This window comes from Microcoleus sp. CAWBG640, from assembly GCF_020883015.1.
In the GTDB taxonomy this organism is placed as follows: domain Bacteria; phylum Cyanobacteriota; class Cyanobacteriia; order Cyanobacteriales; family Microcoleaceae; genus Microcoleus; species Microcoleus anatoxicus.
On sequence record NZ_JAHRFC010000048.1, the window covers coordinates 1 to 19780 of the forward strand.

Genomic DNA, 19780 nt, shown 5'->3' on the forward strand with positions numbered 1-19780 from the left:
CCATCCGCCCACTCCTCAAAGCTATGCTTTGAGATTGTGAACAGATGGAATCCTCACCTCACACGCCTTTCATCCCACACTAACCGAGGCGGTATAGTGTGGGGATTCCCGTCTGTCTAGCTAAAAAACAGCAAAAGCAGCAAGTTGTACGCGCAATTAATGAATTGCGCGTACAACTTGCTACCAAATATCAGCCCTATTTTGACTTTTTAGATTGATATTCAAGGGAGGGGGTAGGCAAAGAAAGGCACTACCCCTACACAATCATCGTTTTCTTGACAATGAAACAGCCAGCCCTTGACAGCCCAGGGCTGTTTCATTCTGCTGACAAATCATCATTTTGTAGGGGTAGTGCCCCCGTGCCTACCCTCTTCTTCCACGATTTTGTATGTGTTTGGTGAGATGGGGGCAGCCACGGGGGGCATAGGTGTCAACTTAAGCCTGAAAGCCTTGAGAAATCTGGTTTTTACCTGAGTCTAGATCCCCCTAAATCCCCACCCCCCCCTAGCCCCCCCCAAGGGGGGAAGGGGGACTTTGATCGGACTCCTGTCCCCCCCTTCTTAAGGGGGGTTAGGGGGGATCTGGCCTTAATCGTCAAACAGTAGTCTGTGACAGGGTTTGGCCTTAAGTTGACACCAATGCACGGGGGGCTGCCCCTACAAGAGAATGAAACAGCCCTGCTTGACAGCCTTTTTGGGAGATGTCTATTAGTGCAGAATTTAGACTTTGGTCAGTTTCGTTTTTAATTGGTATCTTACCGTCGCGTAAACGGCTTTATAAGAAGCCTGAATGTTATATTCCTGCTGCAACCAATCTTGAATTTCTCCATAACTTTTGAAGCCTTTATGGGGATCGCTGAGGCGCACTGCTAAGCTAGCGCGGGCCAAAGGAGGAATTGCTGGCTTGCGGCCTCCGCTGTGCTTTGTTTCTAGGAGTCCTTCGAGTCCATCAGAACGGTATTTTCTGAGCCACCGCTGCACGGTAATTCGGTTGACGCCGATGGTGAGTGCCAATTCTTTCACTGTTTTAACTTGACAAATTTTAAACAAGTACAATGCTTGGATTTTTTGAAATCCACTTGCCGTTTTTTGTTCGGTTAATAAGCTTTTCAATTGTTCAATTGTCTCTGTGATGCTAAGTCTACATACTCCAGCCATACTAATTACCTCATGGGGATTCGCGATCTGTAATAGCTTTGCTTGACAAGGGAACAGAATCTGTTCCGAGGCTACTGATAACCTTGGACTTGCAGCTTAGCAATATACAACCGATTTACTTGAACTTTTGATGGGTAAAAATCCCATCAATCTGACTAACGTTTGATTTTTTTCTAAAAAAATAGCGATTCTTTTTGTTTATTAAAGCACCCTCATTAAGTTTTTTGTACTATACACAATCCCTGTTTTTTCTTACTATTAATTTCTTTTTACTAATTTATCTGTGGCCGTGTGTCATTAGCAACCAGCAGATAAATAAGATTTATCAGTACAGATGCTGTCGATCGCGCTTCTTGATTAACCTGCAATGGCGATCGCACTATTGTAGAGAATTGACAAGACTCTGACAAGTGCATTCTGTTCTTCTCTCTTCGAGAAATGCTTAGATTTCAGCAGTCTCATGATTTGACTAAGGTAGCGCCTAGTCAAAGTGATACCGACAAACTGCGATCGGCAAATATCGATGAAACTACTTGGTCGATCGTTACTTGAGTAAAACACGTAGAAGGTCGGGTTGTCAATTTGTTAGAGGTACAATACTACTATGTACTATTTCCCGCAACATCTTGTGATCGAAAAAGCTGTCTTTATGTGATATTACCCAGAGTTATTGGTGATCGTTGTCACATTCAAAATCAGTAAAATCAACAACCTAGAAAAAAATCCCACTAATCGGTGGATTTTTCGCTCCATAAACACACTATTTTCATCATCACGAAGGCTGCAAAGTAATCGGAGTTAAGGTTTTTTTAGAGAGAGTGTAACTGTTATAGTCTGCAATAATCGTGACTAAAAAATAGAGTTTATTATAATTAAATATAAAAAAATATCCCTGAATAAGTAAATTTTATGTGATGATTTTTGTGGGATTATAGTGCAGCCAGCTTAATCAGAATATAGATTTTTGAAAAGCTGTAAATAAGCTCTAATAATTATTATTTTAGGAAAGACCCTAGTAACTATAGATTTCCACTTGCCTCAATACAAGTTATTTTAGATTTAATATTTCGGATTTTGGACGGTTAACAATGAAACTCAGCAGAATAGTCATTGCTGCAACAGTGCTAAGCGCTCTAGCCCCTCTAGCCCCTGCATCGGCCGAAAACATACAACACACCCAACAACTACTAGCCACCCGACAGTGCCCCAACTGCGACCTCAACGGTGCAGGCTTAGTCTTAGCCAACTTAGCAGGAGCCAATCTCCAAGGTGCAGACCTCAGAGGAGCCAACCTCAGCAGAGCCAACCTGGCTGGGGCCGACCTCAGCGGAGCCAACCTCAGCGGCACCAGTCTGTTTGGCGTTAACCTAACTGGCGCCAACCTCAGCGGAGCCAACCTCAACGGTGCCGACTTGAGAAGCGCCTACCTCAGCAACGCCAATTTGCTCAACACTAATTTAACCAGCACCCAACTGCTAGGAGTTCGAGGAATGCCAACTAATATTGGTACTGCGGAAGACTTCTACAAACTCGGAGTAATCGAGGCCCAAGCTGGAAACTACAGAAACGCCGTAGATTATTACAACCAAGCCCTCAATCTCAAACCCGACTTAGCCTCCGTTTATTTTGCTCGCAGTATGTCTCGTGCCGATTTAGGAGACTTCGCCGGTGCCACTCAAGACGCTGCAATAGCTAACAAACTTTTTGCCACGCAAGGGAATTCCCAAGGTCAGGAATTGTCCAAGCAGTTAGCCGAAGCAATTGTAGCCCGCCAAAAGCCAACAGAACCCCGCACAGCCGGCGGTGGCGACTTTATGAGTCTACTGGGTTCCGTCAGTTCTTTCCTACTACAAGTGCTGTTTTAATTGATATCAAATCCGTTAGTATCGGAATCGTGACTTCGAGTTAAAAGTTAACAGTTAACAGTTAACTGTTAACCTTTAACTAATGGATAGGAATCTCAATCCAGAATTCTGTACCTTTACCAGGAATAGAAACGCACTTAAGTACCCCTTGATGCTTCTCAACTACAATTTGGTAACTGATAGAAAGTCCTAAACCTGTGCCGCGACCAACTGGTTTAGTAGTAAAAAACGGATTAAAGATGTGAGAAATTAACTCTTTCGGGATGCCGTGACCGTTGTCGGCAATGCAAATTCCTATGGTTTTTTCATCTATTAATTGAGTGCGAATCCGAATGCAAGGATTGGGAACATCGGGAATTAAAGTTTGATTGGTTACATTGAAATTTTCCGAATCCACCGAGGATTTTTGGGAGCTTAAGTTGATAGCTCCTGCACTGGGTTCTAATCCAGGTAAACTCCTAATTCGTTCTATCTTTCGGCTTTCTATTGCGTCAACCGCATTGCCGAGGAGATTCATAAACACTTGATTCAAGGAGCTAACATAGCAATCCACTCGTGGCAAAGTATCGTACTCTTTAATGACTTCTATGGCTGCTCGATCGGAGGTGGCTTTGATGCGGTGCTGCAAAATCAACAGCGTACTCTCGATGCCCTCGTGAATGTCAACGCAATCTTTCTCGGCGCGATCGAGTCTAGAAAAATTCCGTAAAGATACAACTAATTGACGGATGCGTTCGACTCCCACTTTCATAGAGTCCAAAATTTTCGGCAAATCTTCGGTAAGAAAATCTACCTCGATCGCTTCTTCGCACTCTGTAATTTCTGGGTTAGGATTGGGAGTGTGCTGGCGATAAAGTTCCACCAAGCAGAGCAAATCTTTGCTGTATTCGTTGGCGTGGGAGAGATTACCGTAGATAAAGTTAACGGGGTTATTGATTTCGTGGGCGACGCCAGCCACCAGTTGTCCGAGGCTGGACATTTTCTCAGTTTGAATTAATTGAGCTTGGGTATTTTGGAGTTGGGCCAGAGCATGAGCTAGCTGTTCGGCTTTTGCTTGATCGGCGGAGGCTGCATTCAGACTTTCTTGATAAAGTTCTGCTTGGTGAAGGGCGATCGCAGCTTGATCTGCCAAATGTTGCAGCAATTCCTGTTCTGCTGTTTGCCAAACTCTGGGCGCGGAACACTCATGGACAATTAGCAATCCCCAAAATTGGCTATCTTGACCGATCGGCACTATTAAATTTGCCCTCACCTGCAAACTTGCCAAAAAATCGCGGTGACAGGGAGTTAAATCCGAATTATCAATGTCATTAATCACCCGCACCTTTCCTTTCCTGTAAAAACAGGATGAACCTTCGGGAAAGCATTCTTCTGGAGATTTCAAACCCAAAATTGACTGCCACTCACCGCGAACATCTTCAACAACTACCTCCCCCTGTTCGCCGTCGGTAAATTGGTAAATTACTGTGCGATCGGTATCTAACAAAACTCTTACTTCTCGGACAATAGTTTGCAGTATAGTTTTTAAGTCCAAGGTGCTGCGGATTTGGTCTCTGACTCGCGTCAATACTTTGGCAAAGTCCAAGGATTTTTGCAATTGAGCGGTACGTTCTTGAACTTGACGCTCTAGGTTGGCATTCATCTGCTGCACTTCTTGATGCAAAATATAATGCTTAACTGCTGAACTAAATTGGTTCGCAATCGCTAAACATTGTTCAATTTCGGGCAATTTCCACTGAGGTGACTGACCTTTTTTTATTTCTCGCCACAGTTCAAAGGATTGTCTGGGAAGCTCTTGTTTAGCGCTGGTATCAAAGCGTCCAGCCCACAATTTTTCGGTATCAATTTCCTTACGAAAAATTGTCAAACACCCGATTAATTGCTGTTGGTAGTGGAGGGGAATTACCAGCAAACCTCGAATTTGAGTAGTTTGGAAAGCCGGAGATAAAACTCTAAAGAGAGGTTCTTTATATAAGTCTGTAATTATCCAAATTGGGAATTGGGAGTCAGTACCCACCATATTTGAAATATTGGCAATTGCCAATGGGGAAACCTTGGGAGTCTGTTGATGATTGTTCAATCCTGTGGTTAGCCATTTTGGCCACAGAGGATGGGTTTCGATCGCACTTGTGGCATTTTCCCACTCTGGAAGTATGGGTTGTTCTCCTACGGCGAACACTTCAAAGGCCGAATCGGCCGAATCAGTAGTAGAAGCAACTGTCGAAACTTGATGATTGGTGGGAACTCGAAATTCCCCATAGATTTTGGGAGTTGATAACTTTTCTGGGAGGATTTTCGGGGCGCTGATGTAGAGTCTGCCACCACAGCCCTCCATGGCGGTGACAGTAGCTTCTAAAGCCTGCTGCAATTGAATGTTGGCTTGACCGTACAATAGAGTGGCGATGCGGCTGACTGTGGCTTCCAGGGCTGTTTGAGAGCGAGTTTGCTCGATCACGATGGCATGAGCGATCGCGATCGACAATTGATCTACGACTAACTGAACTACTTCCAAATCAGTTTGGTAAATATTGCGGGAAGCGGAGTGGTGAGATACCAAAAGTCCCCACAATTCGATGTGAGTTTGGCTACTTTTGTCTGGATCGTATCTCGTCAAGCACTCCGGCGAATCGCAGATGTCTGTTTTGTTGTTTGCTGGCCCGGTGCGGCGGTGCAAAATGGGCACGACTAGGGAAGATAGGACTCCCATTGCCATCAGATAAGCTCCGTGACAAGGATCGAGCGATCTGTAATATATCTCCTCACTAGCTAAAGGTTCACCTGTTTGGGGCGCATCCAGGGGACTTAAGGCGATCGTGGCTGACTTGACATCTACTATTGTCCGCTGGCGTTGACGGACATACATCTGGCGGGCTTGGGGGGGAATGTCGTCGGCTGGAAAGTTTAATCCTTTTAAAGAAGGGAGATGGTTGGGATCGATTGATTCGGCAACAACTTCTCCGCTACCATCTGGACTAAACCGATAAATCATAATCCGGTCTGTTTTCAGAAAAGACCGCACTTCTTCTACAGTACAACTTAAAATATCTTCTAATTCTAAAGATTGGCGGATACGTTCAGTTATGCGACGTACCAAGACTTCTCGGTCTAGTTGATGATTGATTTTTTCGGGTTCTTCTGTCAATTTCATAAATCTCCTTTTTCGGCAATGTAATGTAATATTTATCAGAATTTTTTACTGTAGACGGGGATGTCCCGATATCAAAAGTCGGATTCAGACTTAATATTTTGTAGATTTTTGGAGCGATCGCAGCTCTAACTAAACGATCCCTTGGACTCCTGATTATTATTTTAACGATCCGATCAATTTCTCGCAATCTTAAAATTTTGTTACATTAATTAACAATTTTTATAATATACTATTATTATTTTAATAGATAAATTCATGTATCGACAATTCACTTAAAAATTAGAGTTTTTCGCAGTTAGCAAGGCTTTCAGAGATATCGCGCCGCACCCTCATCAAAATTTTACCCAAATGATTTTGCCCAGTTTGGTCGCAACCGCAACCCCAATAGTAATCTGTTGGTGAATTTTCGACAATCAGGCGATCGCCCGTGTGGAGGAGAATCTGTTGAATATCTGTATGGGTGAGAAACTTAGTTTTAACCGCTTCGCACATAACTGAAATTTTTACCGCTTCCCAATCAGCACGAAGGCGATGGTTGGGATCGCGACCCAAGTTAGCAGCTTCTTGAGGAGTAGGTACGGCTCGAATCGCAGCCACCAACCTTTCATCAGAACTGGTGACAAATTTTTGAGCTTGATAGTAGTGTTCCACAGTCAACCATTTTTGACCATCGATCCAAATGTCATGGAGTGAAAAGTTAGAAAAGCAGCCGTAAGGCTCATCTACTTTATAAAAATAAATTGTCATTCGATTTTAGATTTTAGATTTTAGACAATTCAGCATGAAAAATCAAGAGTGAGAACTTCAGAATATTTCCCTCTTCCCTCTTCCCTCTTCCCTCTTCCCTCTTCCCTCTTCCCTCTTCCCTCCCCCTTCTTCCCTCTTCCCTCTTCCCTCTTCCCTCTTCCCTCTTCTCTCCCCCTTCTTCCCTCCCCCCTTGGGGGGGGTAGGGGGGGGTTCTTCTTCCTGAAGCGGTTCAGCCAGCGGAGTCGAAGGGCCTTCTTCCTGAAGCGGTTCAGCCAGCGGAGTCGAAGGGCCTTCTTCCTGAAGCGGTTCAGCCAGCGGAGTCGAAGGGCCTTCTTCCTGAAGCGGTTCAGCCAGCGGAGTCGAAGGGCCTTCTTCCTTCTAATTAAAATGGCATCAGCTTTTTAATAGCGCGGTGAGCGATATCGGCATAACACACTTCGCCGCACAAAATTTTGCTCATTACCTGACTAGCTCTAGGGGATTTAACCCCAGCTCTGTAAGCAGCACCAGTAAACTGATAGAATGCCGCAGCCAAACGACTAGCCCAAAGCATATCGCTTCCCCATTCTTCGCTAATAATTTGAGTATACTTTTCCAGAGCGTCGCCCACACCTCCAAGAGCTCGATCGATCGCCTCAGCGGCCTTAAATCCGCTCAAAATAGCAGGTCTAATCCCCTCGCCGGACAGGGGATCGGTGAGACTGGCTGCTTCTCCTACCAACAGTGCATTTTGGGAGTGTAATTGGCGATCGCCATCCCACAGACTCATCGGATATTCGTGGATATCGCTGACAATCACATCCGCACCGCAGTGAGTTGCGTAATCAGCCAACATATTTTTGATATTTTTTGGTCGATCGCCCCGCATAGCAGCAATACTCAAAGAGTAGCCATCAGCCTTGGGTAAACTCCAGATAAAACCTTTTTTAATCGTGCCAAAATCAAAATTGAGAACATCACCTGTGATTGCAGAAGTTTCCAAACTTGCACTCACATAGAGTTTTGGTTCTTTCAAACCCAACCACTTAGCCATGGGACCACCAGCACCGTCAGCACCAATTAAATAGCGAGCATAAACAGGTTCAGTGGTAGTTTTAACTAACCAAACAGAGTTGGTAAACTCAATTCCTATGACTTCAGTAGCATCTCTAACTTCCGCACCAATCTTTTGAGCTTGTTTGAGTAAAAATTCATCAAATACATCCCGCTGCACCATCCACATGGGCGACTCTAGATCCACTTCCACCGCGTCTGCCATTTTCCAGGTGTAGCTAATTTTAGTAGCTTTCACAGAAATAGCTGGTGTCAGGTCAAAATCTAGCCATTGGGCGATCGCCGGAGAAACACCTCCGCCACAGGGTTTATGGCGGGGTAAAGACATCTTTTCTAGTACCAAAACAGAACGACCCAGCTTGGACAAGTGATAAGCTGCTGTGCTACCTCCTGGTCCAGAACCGACAATAATACAATCAAAGATTTTAGTCATTAGCAATTAGTCATTAGTCAAAAGTCATCAGTCAGTTGCTAATTGTTAGTTAACTGACCAATGACTTTTGACTGTTGTTATACTTTCACGATATCTTTCTCTTTCGCAGCCAGAACTTCTTCGATTTTGGCAATGTACTTATCGGTCAGCTTTTGAACTTTATCTTGCAAGTCGCGGGATTCATCTTTAGAAATCTCGCTGCTTTTTTCTTGCTTGCGAACTGAGTCTACGGCATCGCGGCGGACATTCCGAATAGCAACTTTGCCTTCTTCAGCAAATTTTCCTGCCATTTTGACAAATTCTTGGCGTCTCTCGCTGGTCAGCGGCGGAATGTTCAAACGAATTATGGAACCGTCATTGTTGGGTACGAGTCCCACATCAGACAGCGAAATCGCTTTTTCAATTAAATTGAGTGCTTGGCGATCGAAAGGTTGGATGCTGATGGTAGAAGCATCCGGCGTACCGATATTGGCAAGAGATTTGATCGGAGTTGGAGCACCGTAGTAATCTACCATAATCCGATCGAGGAGAGATGCGTTTGCCCGTCCCGTCCTAATAGTATTAAAAGACCGTTGAGTAGCCTCAACTGCCTTTTGCATATGATCTTCCACGTCAGCTAACTTCACAAAAACCTCCCACAAGGGTTCCAATAGATTCTCCCATTACTGCTCGGTAGATGTTGCCCGATACCGTCAGGTCAAATACCATAATAGGAATATTATTCTCTTTACAAAGAGCGATCGCCGTACTATCCATCACCCGCAAGTCTTGGTTCAAGACGTGTCCGTAGGTGAGGGTTTGGTATCTGCGAGCATTGGGGTTGATGTGGGGGTCAGAATCGTACACCCCATCTACCTTAGTAGCTTTAAAAATCACCTCTGCATCAATTTCAGCCGCCCGCAAAGCGGCTGTGGTATCAGTAGTAAAAAAAGGATTACCAGAACCGGCACCAAAAATCACTACCCGTTTTTTTTCCAAGTGACGAATCGCGCGCCGTCGAATGTAGGTTTCAGCTACTTCTTGCATGGCGATCGCCGTTTGCACCCTGGTTGGAACTCCTGCTTGTTCTAGGGCATCCTGCAATGTGATGGCATTCATGACTGTAGCAATCATACCCACATAGTCTGCCGTTGCCCGATCCATACCCGCCGAAGCTGCCTTCACGCCGCGAAAAATGTTGCCGCCACCGACAACGATCGCTAGCTGAATACCTTCAGAAACGACTTTGGCTACTTCCTGAGCGATCGAACTAACAACTACCGGATCGATCCCGTAGCCCAAATCGCCCATCAGCGCTTCACCGCTGAGCTTCAGCAAAACCCGCTGATAAACCATCCCCATGCCGCCACTATTTTTTATTCTGTTTGCTTCCACCATAAGATAGCAGTATGGGAGCATTTTGAACATAAATTAACTGGAACAGGATTTTGGGCCCATTCCAGAAGAGCTTGCAATGTTGAGGGGTCAACTCTTGATTCAATCCTTGGGTACGAAATTAAGAGAAGCAGAATTCATGCAGTAGCGCTGACCTGTTGGTCTGGGGCCGTCATTGAATACATGACCCAGATGAGCATCACAGACAGCACACAACACCTCTGTGCGGCGCATAAACAAAGTATTATCGGATTCACACTTAACATTTTCTTCGCTAACTGGAGCGTAGAAACTCGGCCAACCAGTACCGGAATCGTACTTTGTTTCTGATTCAAATAGTGGGGTGCCACAGCAAATACAATTATAAGTTCCTGACTTTTTGTTGTCGTGATATTCACCACTAAATGCTCTTTCAGTTCCCTTTTTTCTAGTAACTTTGAATTGTTCGGCTGTGAGCTGCTCTTTCCACTCGGCTTCAGTTTTTTGAACTTTATTAGTCATGATTGGAGGTTGTTAATTGTTAGCTTTTGACTGTTAATGGTTGACTGTATATATAGGAGGAATAAATTCGGCGATCGGGACATTCAAAATTGCTAAAATCATCGATATTAGTGAATTTTACCTCTGCCGTCTGCCGTCTTCCTTATAGTATAGTGAGTCAACTCATGTCTCCATTAATATTAACCTAATTTGCTCGAAATGAACATAGCGGGAAAAAGTAGTAGCTGAATAGCTCTGCTGTTTTGATTTTTTGATTTGGGTATTAATTGAGAACAGCTACTTGTTGAAGAAGTCGAGTAGATGGCGATTGTGCGATCGGCAAATAATCACCAGATTCTGCTATATAAGAATCAAGCGGATAAGACTGACCTCAAGGAAACACTTGGGATGGATTGAAGTAAGATCGGGGCGATCGACACAGAGCCGATAGCCACCGTAGGCCAAAGCCCGGTAAACTGTCCCTAAATCTTCCTAGAGAAAATTAGCCGGGACAGCAGACTCAGCAACATAGGCAGTAAAATTGGCATTTCTGTTGCTAGGATAATTGGTTGATAGTAGGTCGTGAACCGATCGACATAACCGGAGTCTTCCCGGTCGTTAAGATAAAACACTTAACTGTCAAAGCTAAAAGTTATGCCGTTGAGCAATTTTACAAATTTTGAGGCAGACAATCTATGATGTCCTCCGCTAAATTACTTAATTCCCGAATATTCAAAGGATTATCGCTGCTGTTGCCCCTCACTCTGGCAGGCGCGATGGCTTCTCCCACCTATCCCCAAGCAACGCCGCCCCGCACCCTCAGCGTGCGATCGGACATCCAAGAAGCAGACTCCAAAACCGGCATCGTGACAGCCCGTGGCAACGTCCAAATCAACTACCCAGCCCGCCAAATGCAGGCCACCGCAGCTCAAGCCCAATACTTCAGCCGCGAGCGCCGGATCATTCTCAGCGGAGACGTTTACGTCTTGCAGCAGGGAAACAGCCTGCGGGGCGAAACCGTGACATATCTAATCGACGAAGGGCGGTTTATTGCCCTACCAGACAAACCAGGGCAGGTAGAATCCGTCTATCTGGTTGCCCCAGAGCAAGATGCAGCCGCTCAAAATGCAGTCGGCTCCCCACGTCCCACCACTGCCCCGCGCTAAAAACTGCTGGCAGCAAAATTTTGCGTGGGAGTTCTCCTACCCACCATTAAATTGACTGTTTCTCGAACAGGCCAGGCCATCGGGCCTGTTCAGCAGAATCATCCAAAATCTCAGATTAACTTGAAATTCGATCGCCTTTGCCCGCCTACGGGAATTTAACTGGTAGAGATTGCTCGACGAGAATGAAAATTGTACTCGAAAATATTCACAAATCCTACGGCAAACGCAATATAGTCAGTCGCGTCAATCTTTCTGTAGCACAAGGAGAAATTGTCGGATTGCTCGGTCCCAACGGTGCTGGCAAAACTACCACCTTTTACATCGCTACGGGATTAGAAAAACCCAATCAAGGCCGGGTTTGGCTCAACGATTTAGACATCACTCAATTGCCAATGCACAAACGAGCACATTTGGGAATAGGATATCTCGCCCAAGAAGCCAGCATCTTTCGCAACATGACCGTGCGGGATAACATTTTGTTAGTCCTAGAACAAACTCAAGTGCCACGATGGGAATGGCGCGATCGCATAGATTTCCTGTTGCAAGAATTTCGCTTAGAAAAAATTGCATCCAGTTTAGGAATTCAAATTTCCGGCGGCGAAAGACGGCGGACTGAGCTGGCGAGAGCTTTGGCTGCGGGGCGAGACGGACCGATATTCCTATTTTTAGACGAACCCTTTGCCGGAGTAGATCCGATCGCCGTCAACGAAATTCAAAGTATTATTGCTAAATTGCGCGATCGGCAAATCGGGATTTTGATCACGGATCACAACGTGCGAGAAACCCTAGAAATTACCGATCGAGCCTACATCATGCGAGACGGCCAAATTTTAGCATCCGGCGCAGAAGAAGAACTCTATGGCAACCCTTTAGTGCGGCAATATTACTTAGGCGACAACTTCGTGCGATAATCTCCTGAAGGAATGGAAGAGCGGGCAAAATTTAATAATTTTGATTTTGAATAAAAGAAGAATCTGCGATCGCGTGCAACTATGAAAATAGCAATGTCCAAATCTTTCAATCCCCTCAACTGGCTGCCGAGAATTTCGGTAATGGACTGGTACATTGTCAAAGAACTAATGGGTCCATTTCTGTTTGGTGTCGGACTCTTTACATCCGTCGCCATCACCGTCGGTGCATTATTTGAATTAGTACGCAGAGTAGCAGAATCAGGCCTCCCCTACGGCGCAGCCCTGGAAATTTTCATGCTACAAATTCCCTATTTCGTAGTATTAGCTTTTCCGATGTCAATGCTGTTAGCTACCTTAATGGCTTACAGCCGAATGTCGAGCGATAGCGAACTCGTAGCCCTACGCAGTTGTGGAGTTAGCGTCTACCGACTGGTAATCCCAGCAGTAATTTTAGGGTTAGTTGTCACAGCCCTCACCTTCCCCTTACAAGAATTAGTAGTACCGGCGGCCAACTACCGGGCTACATTGACTTTAGACAAAGCCCTGAAGCGAGAAACACCGCAATTTCAAAAAGGCAATATTATTTACACAGAATTTCGGACAACTGACAAAAGCGCCAATGAAACCCTAGCCCGCTTTTTTTATGCAGAAGAATTTGACGGGAAACGCATGAAAGGTTTAACAATTATCGATCGCTCCACCCCCGGCCTCAATCAAATAGTTTCTTCTGAATCAGCAACCTGGAATCCCTCCGAAAACACCTGGGATTTTTTCAACGGCACCGCTTATATAGTAGCTCCTGATGGTTCTTACCGCAATATCGTTAGATTTGAACACCAACAATTGAAACTACCCCGCACACCCTTAGATTTAGCAGCTAGAGCGCGGGATTTTAAGGAAATGAATATTGCCCAAGCTTTAGAGCGATTGGAGTTAATTAAAAACAGTGGTGACGAACCACAAATTCGCAAACTTAGGGTGAGAATTCAAGAGAAATATGCTTTTCCCTTTGTGTCTATGGTATTTGCGATTGTCGGAGCCGCTTTGGGCACTCAACCGCGTCGCTCTGGTAAAGGCACGAGTTTTGGTATTAGCGTAGTGGTGATTTTCACTTACTATGTATTTTCTTTTATCACCAGTTCTATGGGTGTGAAAGCTGTCTTGAGTCCCATCCTATCAGCTTGGCTGCCGATCGCCTTTGGCTTTGGCATCGGCGGACTCTTGTTAGTACGAGCCGCCTCTAGGTAGGGCTTGCTGAATATATCGATCGCACTTGACGTGGGATGGGTTAAGAACTGGTGCGATCGAGAGTTAGATGCAAAATAAACAGGTAAAATAGATCAAAACCCGTGCATCACCACTTGCGAGCGTGTACAAGAAAGCTGAGCTTGCTCTCCTCCCAGCCTTAGACTTTGAACTAGTCAACGGCTCTAAATTGTCTGCGGACAACCGTTGGGTAAAAATGGCCCAAATAATCCCGTGGTCTGAATTTGAATCAGAATATGCGGCCAACTTCCCCACAGACTCATGGGGCACCCGCCAAATCCTTTCGGATGGCATTGGGGGCATTAATTATTAAAGAAAAATTAGGAATTAGCGATCGGGAAACAGTAGAACAGATCCGGGAAAACCCCTATCTACAATACTTCATCGGTCAATCAAGCTACAGCAACGAACTACCATTTGACCCATCTTTATTAGTGCACTTTCGCCAAAGAATTAGTCCCAACCTAATTAATAAAGTGAACGAACGCATGGTCGAAAAAATGCGAGAAATTACCCCAATCCCACCCGAAAAAAAAAAGGATTCGGACGCCAAAAATGAGTCACCCAATCGCGGCAAACTAATCATAGATGCAACCTGCGCCCCAGCCGACATTAGTTATCCGACCGACCTAGGACTATTAAACAGAGCCAGAGTTCATACCGAAAAAATCCTAGACATCCTGTATAAACAAATCAAAGAAAAAATCCACAAAAAACCAAGAACCTACCGTAATTTAGCAAGAAAAAACTACTTAGCAGTAGCAAAACAAAGACGACCAACCCGTAACAAAAGAATCCAGGCAATTAAAAAACAACTTCAATACATCAAAAGAAACCTAGCTCATATTGAACAGTTAATCGATTCAGGTGCGAGCCTAGAAGGTCTGAATAAAAAGCAATATAAAACTTTGCTAGTCCTCACAGAAGTCGCTCGCCAACAGCAATGGTTATTTGACAATAATAAACAGAGTATTGAGGATAGAATAGTAAGTTTAAGTCAACCCCATATTCGTCCTATAGTCAGAGGTAAAGCAGGTAAAAACGTAGAGTTTGGAGCTAAACTATCAGCCAGTTGTTTTGAAGGATATGTATTTTTAGACCGGATGAGCTGGGATAACTTTAATGAATCTCTTTACTTGAAAGCCCAAGTAGAAGCATATTATAAGTTCACAGGATATTATCCAGAGTCCGTTCATGCAGATCGCATTTACCGTACAAGAGAAAACCGAGCATGGTGCAAAGAAAAAGGAATTAGAATCAGTGGACCGCCCCTAGGAAGACCCCCAGCAAATGTGAGTAAAGCAAAAAAGAAGCAAGCTAAAGAAGATGAAAGAATTAGAAATGCGATCGAGGGCAAATTTGGACAAGGGAAACGAAGATTCGGGCTAAATCGAGTGATGGCTAAACTTGATAATACATCTGGTACAGTTATTGCAATTAGTTTTTTGGTAATGAACCTTGCTACCTGGTAGCGCCGGGTTTTGTGTGTGTTTTTATGTCTATTTGGAAAAAGAACACCTGTTTTTGGGTGGAAGATAATCTACAATTATATTTGGGTGGAATCGATACAGAAAAAACTTATATTTAACCCAGCTTGAATATATCGATCGCTCTTATTCTTGATTTGCGATCGATTATTCAGCAAGCCCTAGGTAAGGACATCGAGGCATTTGAGATGTGAGATTTGAATTTTTTTTGAATTAAAATCTGATATCAATTCCGGTTGTATCGGAATGATTTAACCGCGAAGGCGCGAAGTACGCGAAGGAAGACAAGAGAGAGTTTAATACAGGACGATGAAGAGATGATTTTATATGACTTCCCGCTCTCCCCATCTTCCCTAAGTCCTCGGCCATAAAAAAGAAGGATTACCTATTGACTTTCGTTGATTTGGCATGATATTATTAGATAATGGGAATAGCGACAAAAATAATTATTTTTGTCGCTATTCCCATTATTAGATTGTACCTTATTAAAGGGCAAGAGTCAAGCGTTTAACCCTAAAAAAAAGGGCGATTTTTTTATATTCAATAAAATAAAAAATCTATGGGTTAGAAAAAGTATTGATTTCGCCTCCACCAAGATAGCGTCCTGGAATCTGTCGCTGTGGAGGAGAAGGCTGTGGTGGAATTGGTGGCAGGCCCTGATTTGTGTTTTGAGGAACAACTCCAAAATTAGACTGGGTTGGCGAGTTGGACTGACTAGGCTGAGCTGATTTAAATTGAGAATTGGCTGAATTGGGATAGAATTGAGGGTTAAGGATTTTGCTTTCGACCATCGCATTAGGAACAGCAGATTTTTCGACATTGGGAAGTAGCTGTATGGGGGAAGGTGTGGCGACGGGAATTACAGAAGGTTGAGTTTTAGGTATGAAATCGGAACCGGATAAATTAGTTTGGTAGGGATTTTTGGGTGCCACCACATTTACAGGCTGTATGGTAATTTCGGGCATAACTGGTACTGTGGAATTTAATCGGCCCCAGGATTCAGGTAATGTGGTGGATGGGTTGGAAACTGGCTGAGAGTCGTTAATAATATTTGTGGAAGCCGGAACCTGCGTAAGTGGAGTGGGAAAATTCACAGGATTTGGTTTTGCTTGAGCTGTAGTGGTGGTTGGGAGCAAATTGTCGGGATTTGTAGGAGACAAAGTGCCGTTTAGTCGATCGGGCAATTTACTTTCCTTGGCAGTTTTTTCAGTAGAATTCGCCACTACTAAAGTGTCGGCAGCGATGTATTTTTTCATAGCTGCTTGTAAGGGACTTAAAGGAAGAGAATTTGGGTTTTTTTTGCCTGAACTAGCACTACCGTTAGCCTGGGATAAAGTTGCTGTCTCCAAGGAGTCTCCCAGGCCAAGGTTGGAAGTCGCGACAGTCTGCCCGCCGTCGAGAGAAGGACTCAAAGCTGATGTGGCGTTTGCAGTGGCCAAGCTTGAGTTTGTCTGGTTATTTTGGGTGGCGGAAGCCACAGAATTTGCGATATTGGGGAGGGATAAAGATGTGTTGATTGCTGGCTGTTTGGAAACTAGAGATGGCGGAAATTTTTCGGCTCGCCTAGCGCTAATTTCATCGAATAAACCTTGGGTTTTGACTATGGGTGAATTAAAAAAACCGAGTTCTGGATTAGAGCGATTGAATTGATTGACTAGCAGGGGTACGCTATCGATTTCAGCAGCAATTGCACTATCTTCAGCAGATAGCCCCGCGATGGGAGTGGGATTATTGGAAGTTGCTACATCTTCGCCATCTATGCTCAAGCGTTCTGGATTTACCGATACCTCCCAGATAAACAAACTCCCGGCACAGAGAACTGCTAGCGGTGCCCAAACCATAGGCTGCATCCAGTGGCGTAACCGCGCTATGAGATAGCGGACAGATGTAGGGAATCGTTTAAAACTTGACATAGTTTTGCTTTGGTATTTAGCACAGACTTAAAACAAGTTTTGGTAATTATATTATATCCTGTTTATGCTGTTGGCTGTCAAAGACTGCGAGGATTCCCGTAGGGAATAGCTTCGCACGGGCGCACTTTTGAGGAAAAATAGCTTCAAATATCTACAAAATATGAATTTATCTAAAGCAGGTTGAGAAAATAATTGATTGCCCATTAAAATCAACGCTCATGAGGATGATAAAATTCGAGTTAGCACGGTGTCAATCCTGCTGGAGGGGGTTTGGCGATCGACTGACAAGGAAAAAAGTTACAGCCGGCGTTGGCAATTACCGACGACGATCTAAGACAATTTGAAATTAAAAAGATGACAAAAGTAGTAGAAGTATTAGCCAATCGGGAAGAATTAATAGCTCGATCGCTCTCGGTTGTGTGCTCCCAAATCCAAGCAGCCATAGCAGAACGAGGAATATGTACGATCGCCGCAGCAGGCGGAAGCACACCAGAACCACTTTACAAATTGCTGAGCGCTCAAGACTTGCCGTGGGATAAAATTCACGTTTTCTGGGGGGATGAACGCTACGTACCTTCAGACCACCAGGATAGCAATCAAAAAATGGCACGTCTGGCATGGCTGGACAAAGTAAACATCCCCCCCAGTAACATTCACCCGATGCCGACAGGTAGTGGGGACCCGGCCGCGGATGCCTTGGCCTACCAAACTGAATTGCAACAGTTCTTCCAGGTATCCGAGGGGGAGTTTCCGGCGATCGACATAATTTTATTAGGTATCGGAGACGACGCCCACACAGCCTCTTTATTTCCGCACACAGCGGCTTTACAAGTGCGCGATGCCCTAGTGACGGTGGGTAACAAGGACGGTCAACCCCGCATCACGTTTACAGTTCCCTTAATTAACCATGCTCGTTGTGTCATCTTCATTGTGGCAGGAGGCAGCAAAAAACCAGCCCTCGCTCAAATTTTTGCCCCCGTAGCCGATGACTTGACTTATCCATCCAGACTGATTCAACCGAGTGGCGAACTCTTGTGGTTGCTAGATGCGGCAGCGGGGGAAGAGTTACAATCCCTCGGTTAGGTGTGGGGTGATAGGTGTGGGAGTGTGCAAATATAGTATTATAAAACTTCATTAAGATTATAATCATCGATCGACGCTGGTGCTATTGAGGGTAACAGAAAGCCACAGCCATCAAGCCGTGGATTACTTGATTAACTTCAAAAAGCCCGTCATCCCTCCCAGAACCGCCCAAGGCCAGTTGCTAGCATTGGCAAAGCAATAGGAGAATGGTGGCGGTTAAAGTTAAAATTTGACCGTACACTAAACTATTTTTATGAGGCTGATTTGAAAATCTGGCCGATAGCAAGGAGAAATCGATGATTGTCTGTCCCAATTGCAATCACCAAAACCCCGACGGAGCTAACCAGTGTGAGGCTTGCTACACGCCTTTACCCGTTACCGCCAGTTGCTCGAACTGCGGTGCTGCGGTTCAGACAGATGCAGCTTTTTGTGGTCAGTGTGGCTTTAATTTACGTCCAGGTTCCTCTGTTCCAGAAAGAGAGGCAACTGTAGTGCCATCCTCTGTGGGCCCGACAGTGGTATCGCCATTGATGCCAGATTTAGTGTCGCCGGAACCCCTGATAGTACCGGAAACTGTCGTGACGGCAAATCCAGGACCTAACTTGGAAAAAACTCCCCTTAGCATTCCGCCTGCTGTTCCCGACGCGCCACCATTACCCTCGGTTGCTGTTACCACTGAACCTGTGGCAATCTCCGTTAATACTACTCCTCCGGTTGCTGGCCAACCGACACCTGGTGTAGCGAAAACTCAACTGCAACAGCAGTCAGCAAGGCTGATACACGTCCAGACCAATACGCTGATGGAATTGCCTCACAATCTTTCTGTGATTCATATAGGCAAGCCCAATGACTTGGTACCCCCGGATATTGATGTTGCCGGATTTGCTAATTCTGAGATCGTCTCCAGGGTACACGCTAACCTCCGGGTTGAGGGAGATGCTTGCTACCTAGAGGATGTGGGTAGTTCCAACGGTACTTATGTCAACAATACTCCCCTGCCCAAGGGAAATCGACACCGGTTGCGACCGGGAGATCGCATCTCTTTGGGTAAAGGAGACCTGGTTACGTTTCTATTTCAAGTTTCTTAGATCGAGTTTGGATTGGGCGAAAGAAAGTCTAAAATCTAAAATCGCATCAAGAATCGCTCTACCAAAACTCACTGCTGCCAATGTGATTAAGCTGACCTTGCTACATCCACTCCAGTCTATACCAGTCCGCAGTTGGACCTTTGAAGACGAAGAGGTCGTCTGCATAGGGCGATCGACAGAAAGCCACGTAGTTCTTTTCAGTGCGGTGGTTTCTCGTCGCCACATAGAATTGCGGCGATCGGGGAAAAACTGGGAATTGATTAATTTAGGCACCAATGGCACTTACCTCGATGGTCAACCGATCGCGAGCATTCCCATTGTGGACGGTCTGATCGTTCACTTGGCTCGATCGGGGCCGAAAATTCAAATCAACTTTGTCCCCAATCAGCCCTCAGTCCAGGTCGAAAAAATTAGCGTCAGTCCGAGGGATGCTAAGGCAATTTATGCTCCTTTAGAAGTGGCGCAAGTCGTCACGATTCCGATTCCCGAAGAAACAGAAATTGGTATTTCTAGGGAGGAGGATGATTTAACGGAGGCGGAGAATAATCGCGATTATACTGCTGAATAATAATATGAAGTCAGTGTATGATGGTCGATATTTCCAGAAAT

The 19780-nt window shown here is 44.9% G+C and carries 16 protein-coding genes and 1 pseudogene; 9 read left to right on the forward strand and 8 right to left on the reverse strand.

Annotation, left to right across the window (positions count from 1 at the left end):
* Window positions 1–719 precede the first annotated feature (719 nt).
* Window positions 720–1157 carry a helix-turn-helix domain-containing protein gene (locus tag AAFP11_RS20820; RefSeq protein WP_341731233.1) on the reverse strand — a complete coding sequence of 146 codons (438 nt, stop codon included), beginning with the start codon at window positions 1155–1157 and terminating at the stop codon, window positions 720–722.
* A 1088-nt stretch (window positions 1158–2245) separates the two neighbouring features.
* Here AAFP11_RS20820 and AAFP11_RS20825 point away from each other — a divergent pair.
* Window positions 2246–3022 (forward strand): pentapeptide repeat-containing protein, encoded by a 777-nt coding sequence (locus AAFP11_RS20825; protein ID WP_341738788.1) that lies wholly within the window; start codon window positions 2246–2248, stop codon window positions 3020–3022.
* Window positions 3023–3101: 79 nt separating this feature from the next.
* Here AAFP11_RS20825 and AAFP11_RS20830 read toward each other — a convergent pair whose 3' ends face one another.
* From AAFP11_RS20830 to msrB, 6 genes are all read right to left on the reverse strand, one after another.
* Window positions 3102–6170 (reverse strand): GAF domain-containing protein, encoded by a 3069-nt coding sequence (locus AAFP11_RS20830; protein WP_341738789.1) that lies wholly within the window; start codon window positions 6168–6170, stop codon window positions 3102–3104.
* Between the two features lie 279 nt (window positions 6171–6449).
* Window positions 6450–6917: an NADAR family protein gene (locus tag AAFP11_RS20835; protein ID WP_341738790.1), complete on the reverse strand. Its 468-nt coding sequence runs from the start codon at window positions 6915–6917 to the stop codon at window positions 6450–6452.
* A 382-nt stretch (window positions 6918–7299) separates the two neighbouring features.
* The gene (locus AAFP11_RS20840) at window positions 7300–8394 is read right to left on the reverse strand and encodes a geranylgeranyl reductase family protein (protein ID WP_341738819.1); all 1095 of its coding nucleotides are present in this window, start codon (window positions 8392–8394) and stop codon (window positions 7300–7302) included.
* An 86-nt stretch (window positions 8395–8480) separates the two neighbouring features.
* Complete coding sequence (gene frr, locus AAFP11_RS20845; RefSeq protein WP_340520040.1) at window positions 8481–9029, reverse strand: ribosome recycling factor; 549 nt, start codon at window positions 9027–9029, stop codon at window positions 8481–8483.
* Entirely contained in the window at window positions 9016–9744 is a 729-nt protein-coding gene (gene pyrH, locus AAFP11_RS20850; protein WP_340520084.1) for a UMP kinase, read from the reverse strand. The genes frr and pyrH overlap by 14 nt, the downstream gene beginning before the upstream one ends.
* 135 nt (window positions 9745–9879) lie before the next feature.
* The gene (gene msrB / locus AAFP11_RS20855; protein WP_341738791.1) at window positions 9880–10278 is read right to left on the reverse strand and encodes a peptide-methionine (R)-S-oxide reductase MsrB; all 399 of its coding nucleotides are present in this window, start codon (window positions 10276–10278) and stop codon (window positions 9880–9882) included.
* A gap of 674 nt (window positions 10279–10952) precedes the next feature.
* Here msrB and AAFP11_RS20860 point away from each other — a divergent pair.
* The 4 genes and pseudogenes from AAFP11_RS20860 to AAFP11_RS20875 all read left to right on the forward strand — a co-directional run.
* The gene (locus tag AAFP11_RS20860; protein WP_341738792.1) at window positions 10953–11423 is read left to right on the forward strand and encodes an LptA/OstA family protein; all 471 of its coding nucleotides are present in this window, start codon (window positions 10953–10955) and stop codon (window positions 11421–11423) included.
* Window positions 11424–11605: 182 nt separating this feature from the next.
* A complete protein-coding gene (gene lptB / locus AAFP11_RS20865; RefSeq protein ID WP_341738793.1) occupies window positions 11606–12334 on the forward strand; it encodes an LPS export ABC transporter ATP-binding protein in 729 nt (242 codons plus the stop codon).
* Window positions 12335–12415: 81 nt separating this feature from the next.
* Entirely contained in the window at window positions 12416–13582 is a 1167-nt protein-coding gene (locus AAFP11_RS20870; RefSeq protein WP_341738794.1) for an LptF/LptG family permease, read from the forward strand.
* Between the two features lie 121 nt (window positions 13583–13703).
* Window positions 13704–15069, forward strand: a pseudogene (locus AAFP11_RS20875) (IS5 family transposase); the annotation flags it as partial.
* 575 nt (window positions 15070–15644) lie between these two features.
* On the opposite strand, the gene AAFP11_RS20880 reads toward AAFP11_RS20875, so the two are convergent.
* Complete coding sequence (locus tag AAFP11_RS20880) at window positions 15645–17000, reverse strand: hypothetical protein (protein ID WP_341738795.1); 1356 nt, start codon at window positions 16998–17000, stop codon at window positions 15645–15647.
* 196 nt (window positions 17001–17196) lie between these two features.
* Here AAFP11_RS20880 and AAFP11_RS20885 point away from each other — a divergent pair, with 196 nt between their 5' ends.
* The 4 genes from AAFP11_RS20885 to AAFP11_RS20900 all read left to right on the forward strand — a co-directional run bounded on the left by AAFP11_RS20885 (window position 17197) and on the right by AAFP11_RS20900 (window position 19739).
* Window positions 17197–17334, forward strand: a complete 138-nt coding sequence (locus AAFP11_RS20885; protein ID WP_341738796.1) for a hypothetical protein — start codon at window positions 17197–17199, stop codon at window positions 17332–17334.
* A 20-nt stretch (window positions 17335–17354) separates the two neighbouring features.
* Window positions 17355–18083 carry a 6-phosphogluconolactonase gene (pgl, locus tag AAFP11_RS20890; protein ID WP_341738797.1) on the forward strand — a complete coding sequence of 243 codons (729 nt, stop codon included), beginning with the start codon at window positions 17355–17357 and terminating at the stop codon, window positions 18081–18083.
* Between the two features lie 296 nt (window positions 18084–18379).
* A complete protein-coding gene (locus AAFP11_RS20895) occupies window positions 18380–19171 on the forward strand; it encodes an FHA domain-containing protein (RefSeq protein ID WP_341738798.1) in 792 nt (263 codons plus the stop codon).
* A gap of 82 nt (window positions 19172–19253) precedes the next feature.
* Window positions 19254–19739, forward strand: coding sequence for an FHA domain-containing protein (locus AAFP11_RS20900; RefSeq protein WP_341738799.1), 486 nt, complete (start codon window positions 19254–19256; stop codon window positions 19737–19739).
* Window positions 19740–19780 lie beyond the last annotated feature (41 nt).

Bases quoted from the DNA above. Each gene is read 5' to 3' on its own strand.
- AAFP11_RS20820 (WP_341731233.1), bottom strand. From the start codon at position 1,157: ATGGCTGGAGTATGTAGACTTAGCATCACAGAGACAATTGAACAATTG.
- AAFP11_RS20825 (WP_341738788.1), top strand. From the start codon at position 2,246: ATGAAACTCAGCAGAATAGTCATTGCTGCAACAGTGCTAAGCGCTCTA.
- AAFP11_RS20830 (WP_341738789.1), bottom strand. From the start codon at position 6,170: ATGAAATTGACAGAAGAACCCGAAAAAATCAATCATCAACTAGACCGA.
- AAFP11_RS20835 (WP_341738790.1), bottom strand. From the start codon at position 6,917: ATGACAATTTATTTTTATAAAGTAGATGAGCCTTACGGCTGCTTTTCT.
- pyrH (WP_340520084.1), bottom strand. From the start codon at position 9,744: ATGGGGATGGTTTATCAGCGGGTTTTGCTGAAGCTCAGCGGTGAAGCG.
- msrB (WP_341738791.1), bottom strand. From the start codon at position 10,278: ATGACTAATAAAGTTCAAAAAACTGAAGCCGAGTGGAAAGAGCAGCTC.
- AAFP11_RS20860 (WP_341738792.1), top strand. From the start codon at position 10,953: ATGATGTCCTCCGCTAAATTACTTAATTCCCGAATATTCAAAGGATTA.
- lptB (WP_341738793.1), top strand. From the start codon at position 11,606: ATGAAAATTGTACTCGAAAATATTCACAAATCCTACGGCAAACGCAAT.
- AAFP11_RS20870 (WP_341738794.1), top strand. From the start codon at position 12,416: ATGAAAATAGCAATGTCCAAATCTTTCAATCCCCTCAACTGGCTGCCG.
- AAFP11_RS20880 (WP_341738795.1), bottom strand. From the start codon at position 17,000: ATGTCAAGTTTTAAACGATTCCCTACATCTGTCCGCTATCTCATAGCG.
- pgl (WP_341738797.1), top strand. From the start codon at position 17,355: ATGACAAAAGTAGTAGAAGTATTAGCCAATCGGGAAGAATTAATAGCT.
- AAFP11_RS20895 (WP_341738798.1), top strand. From the start codon at position 18,380: ATGATTGTCTGTCCCAATTGCAATCACCAAAACCCCGACGGAGCTAAC.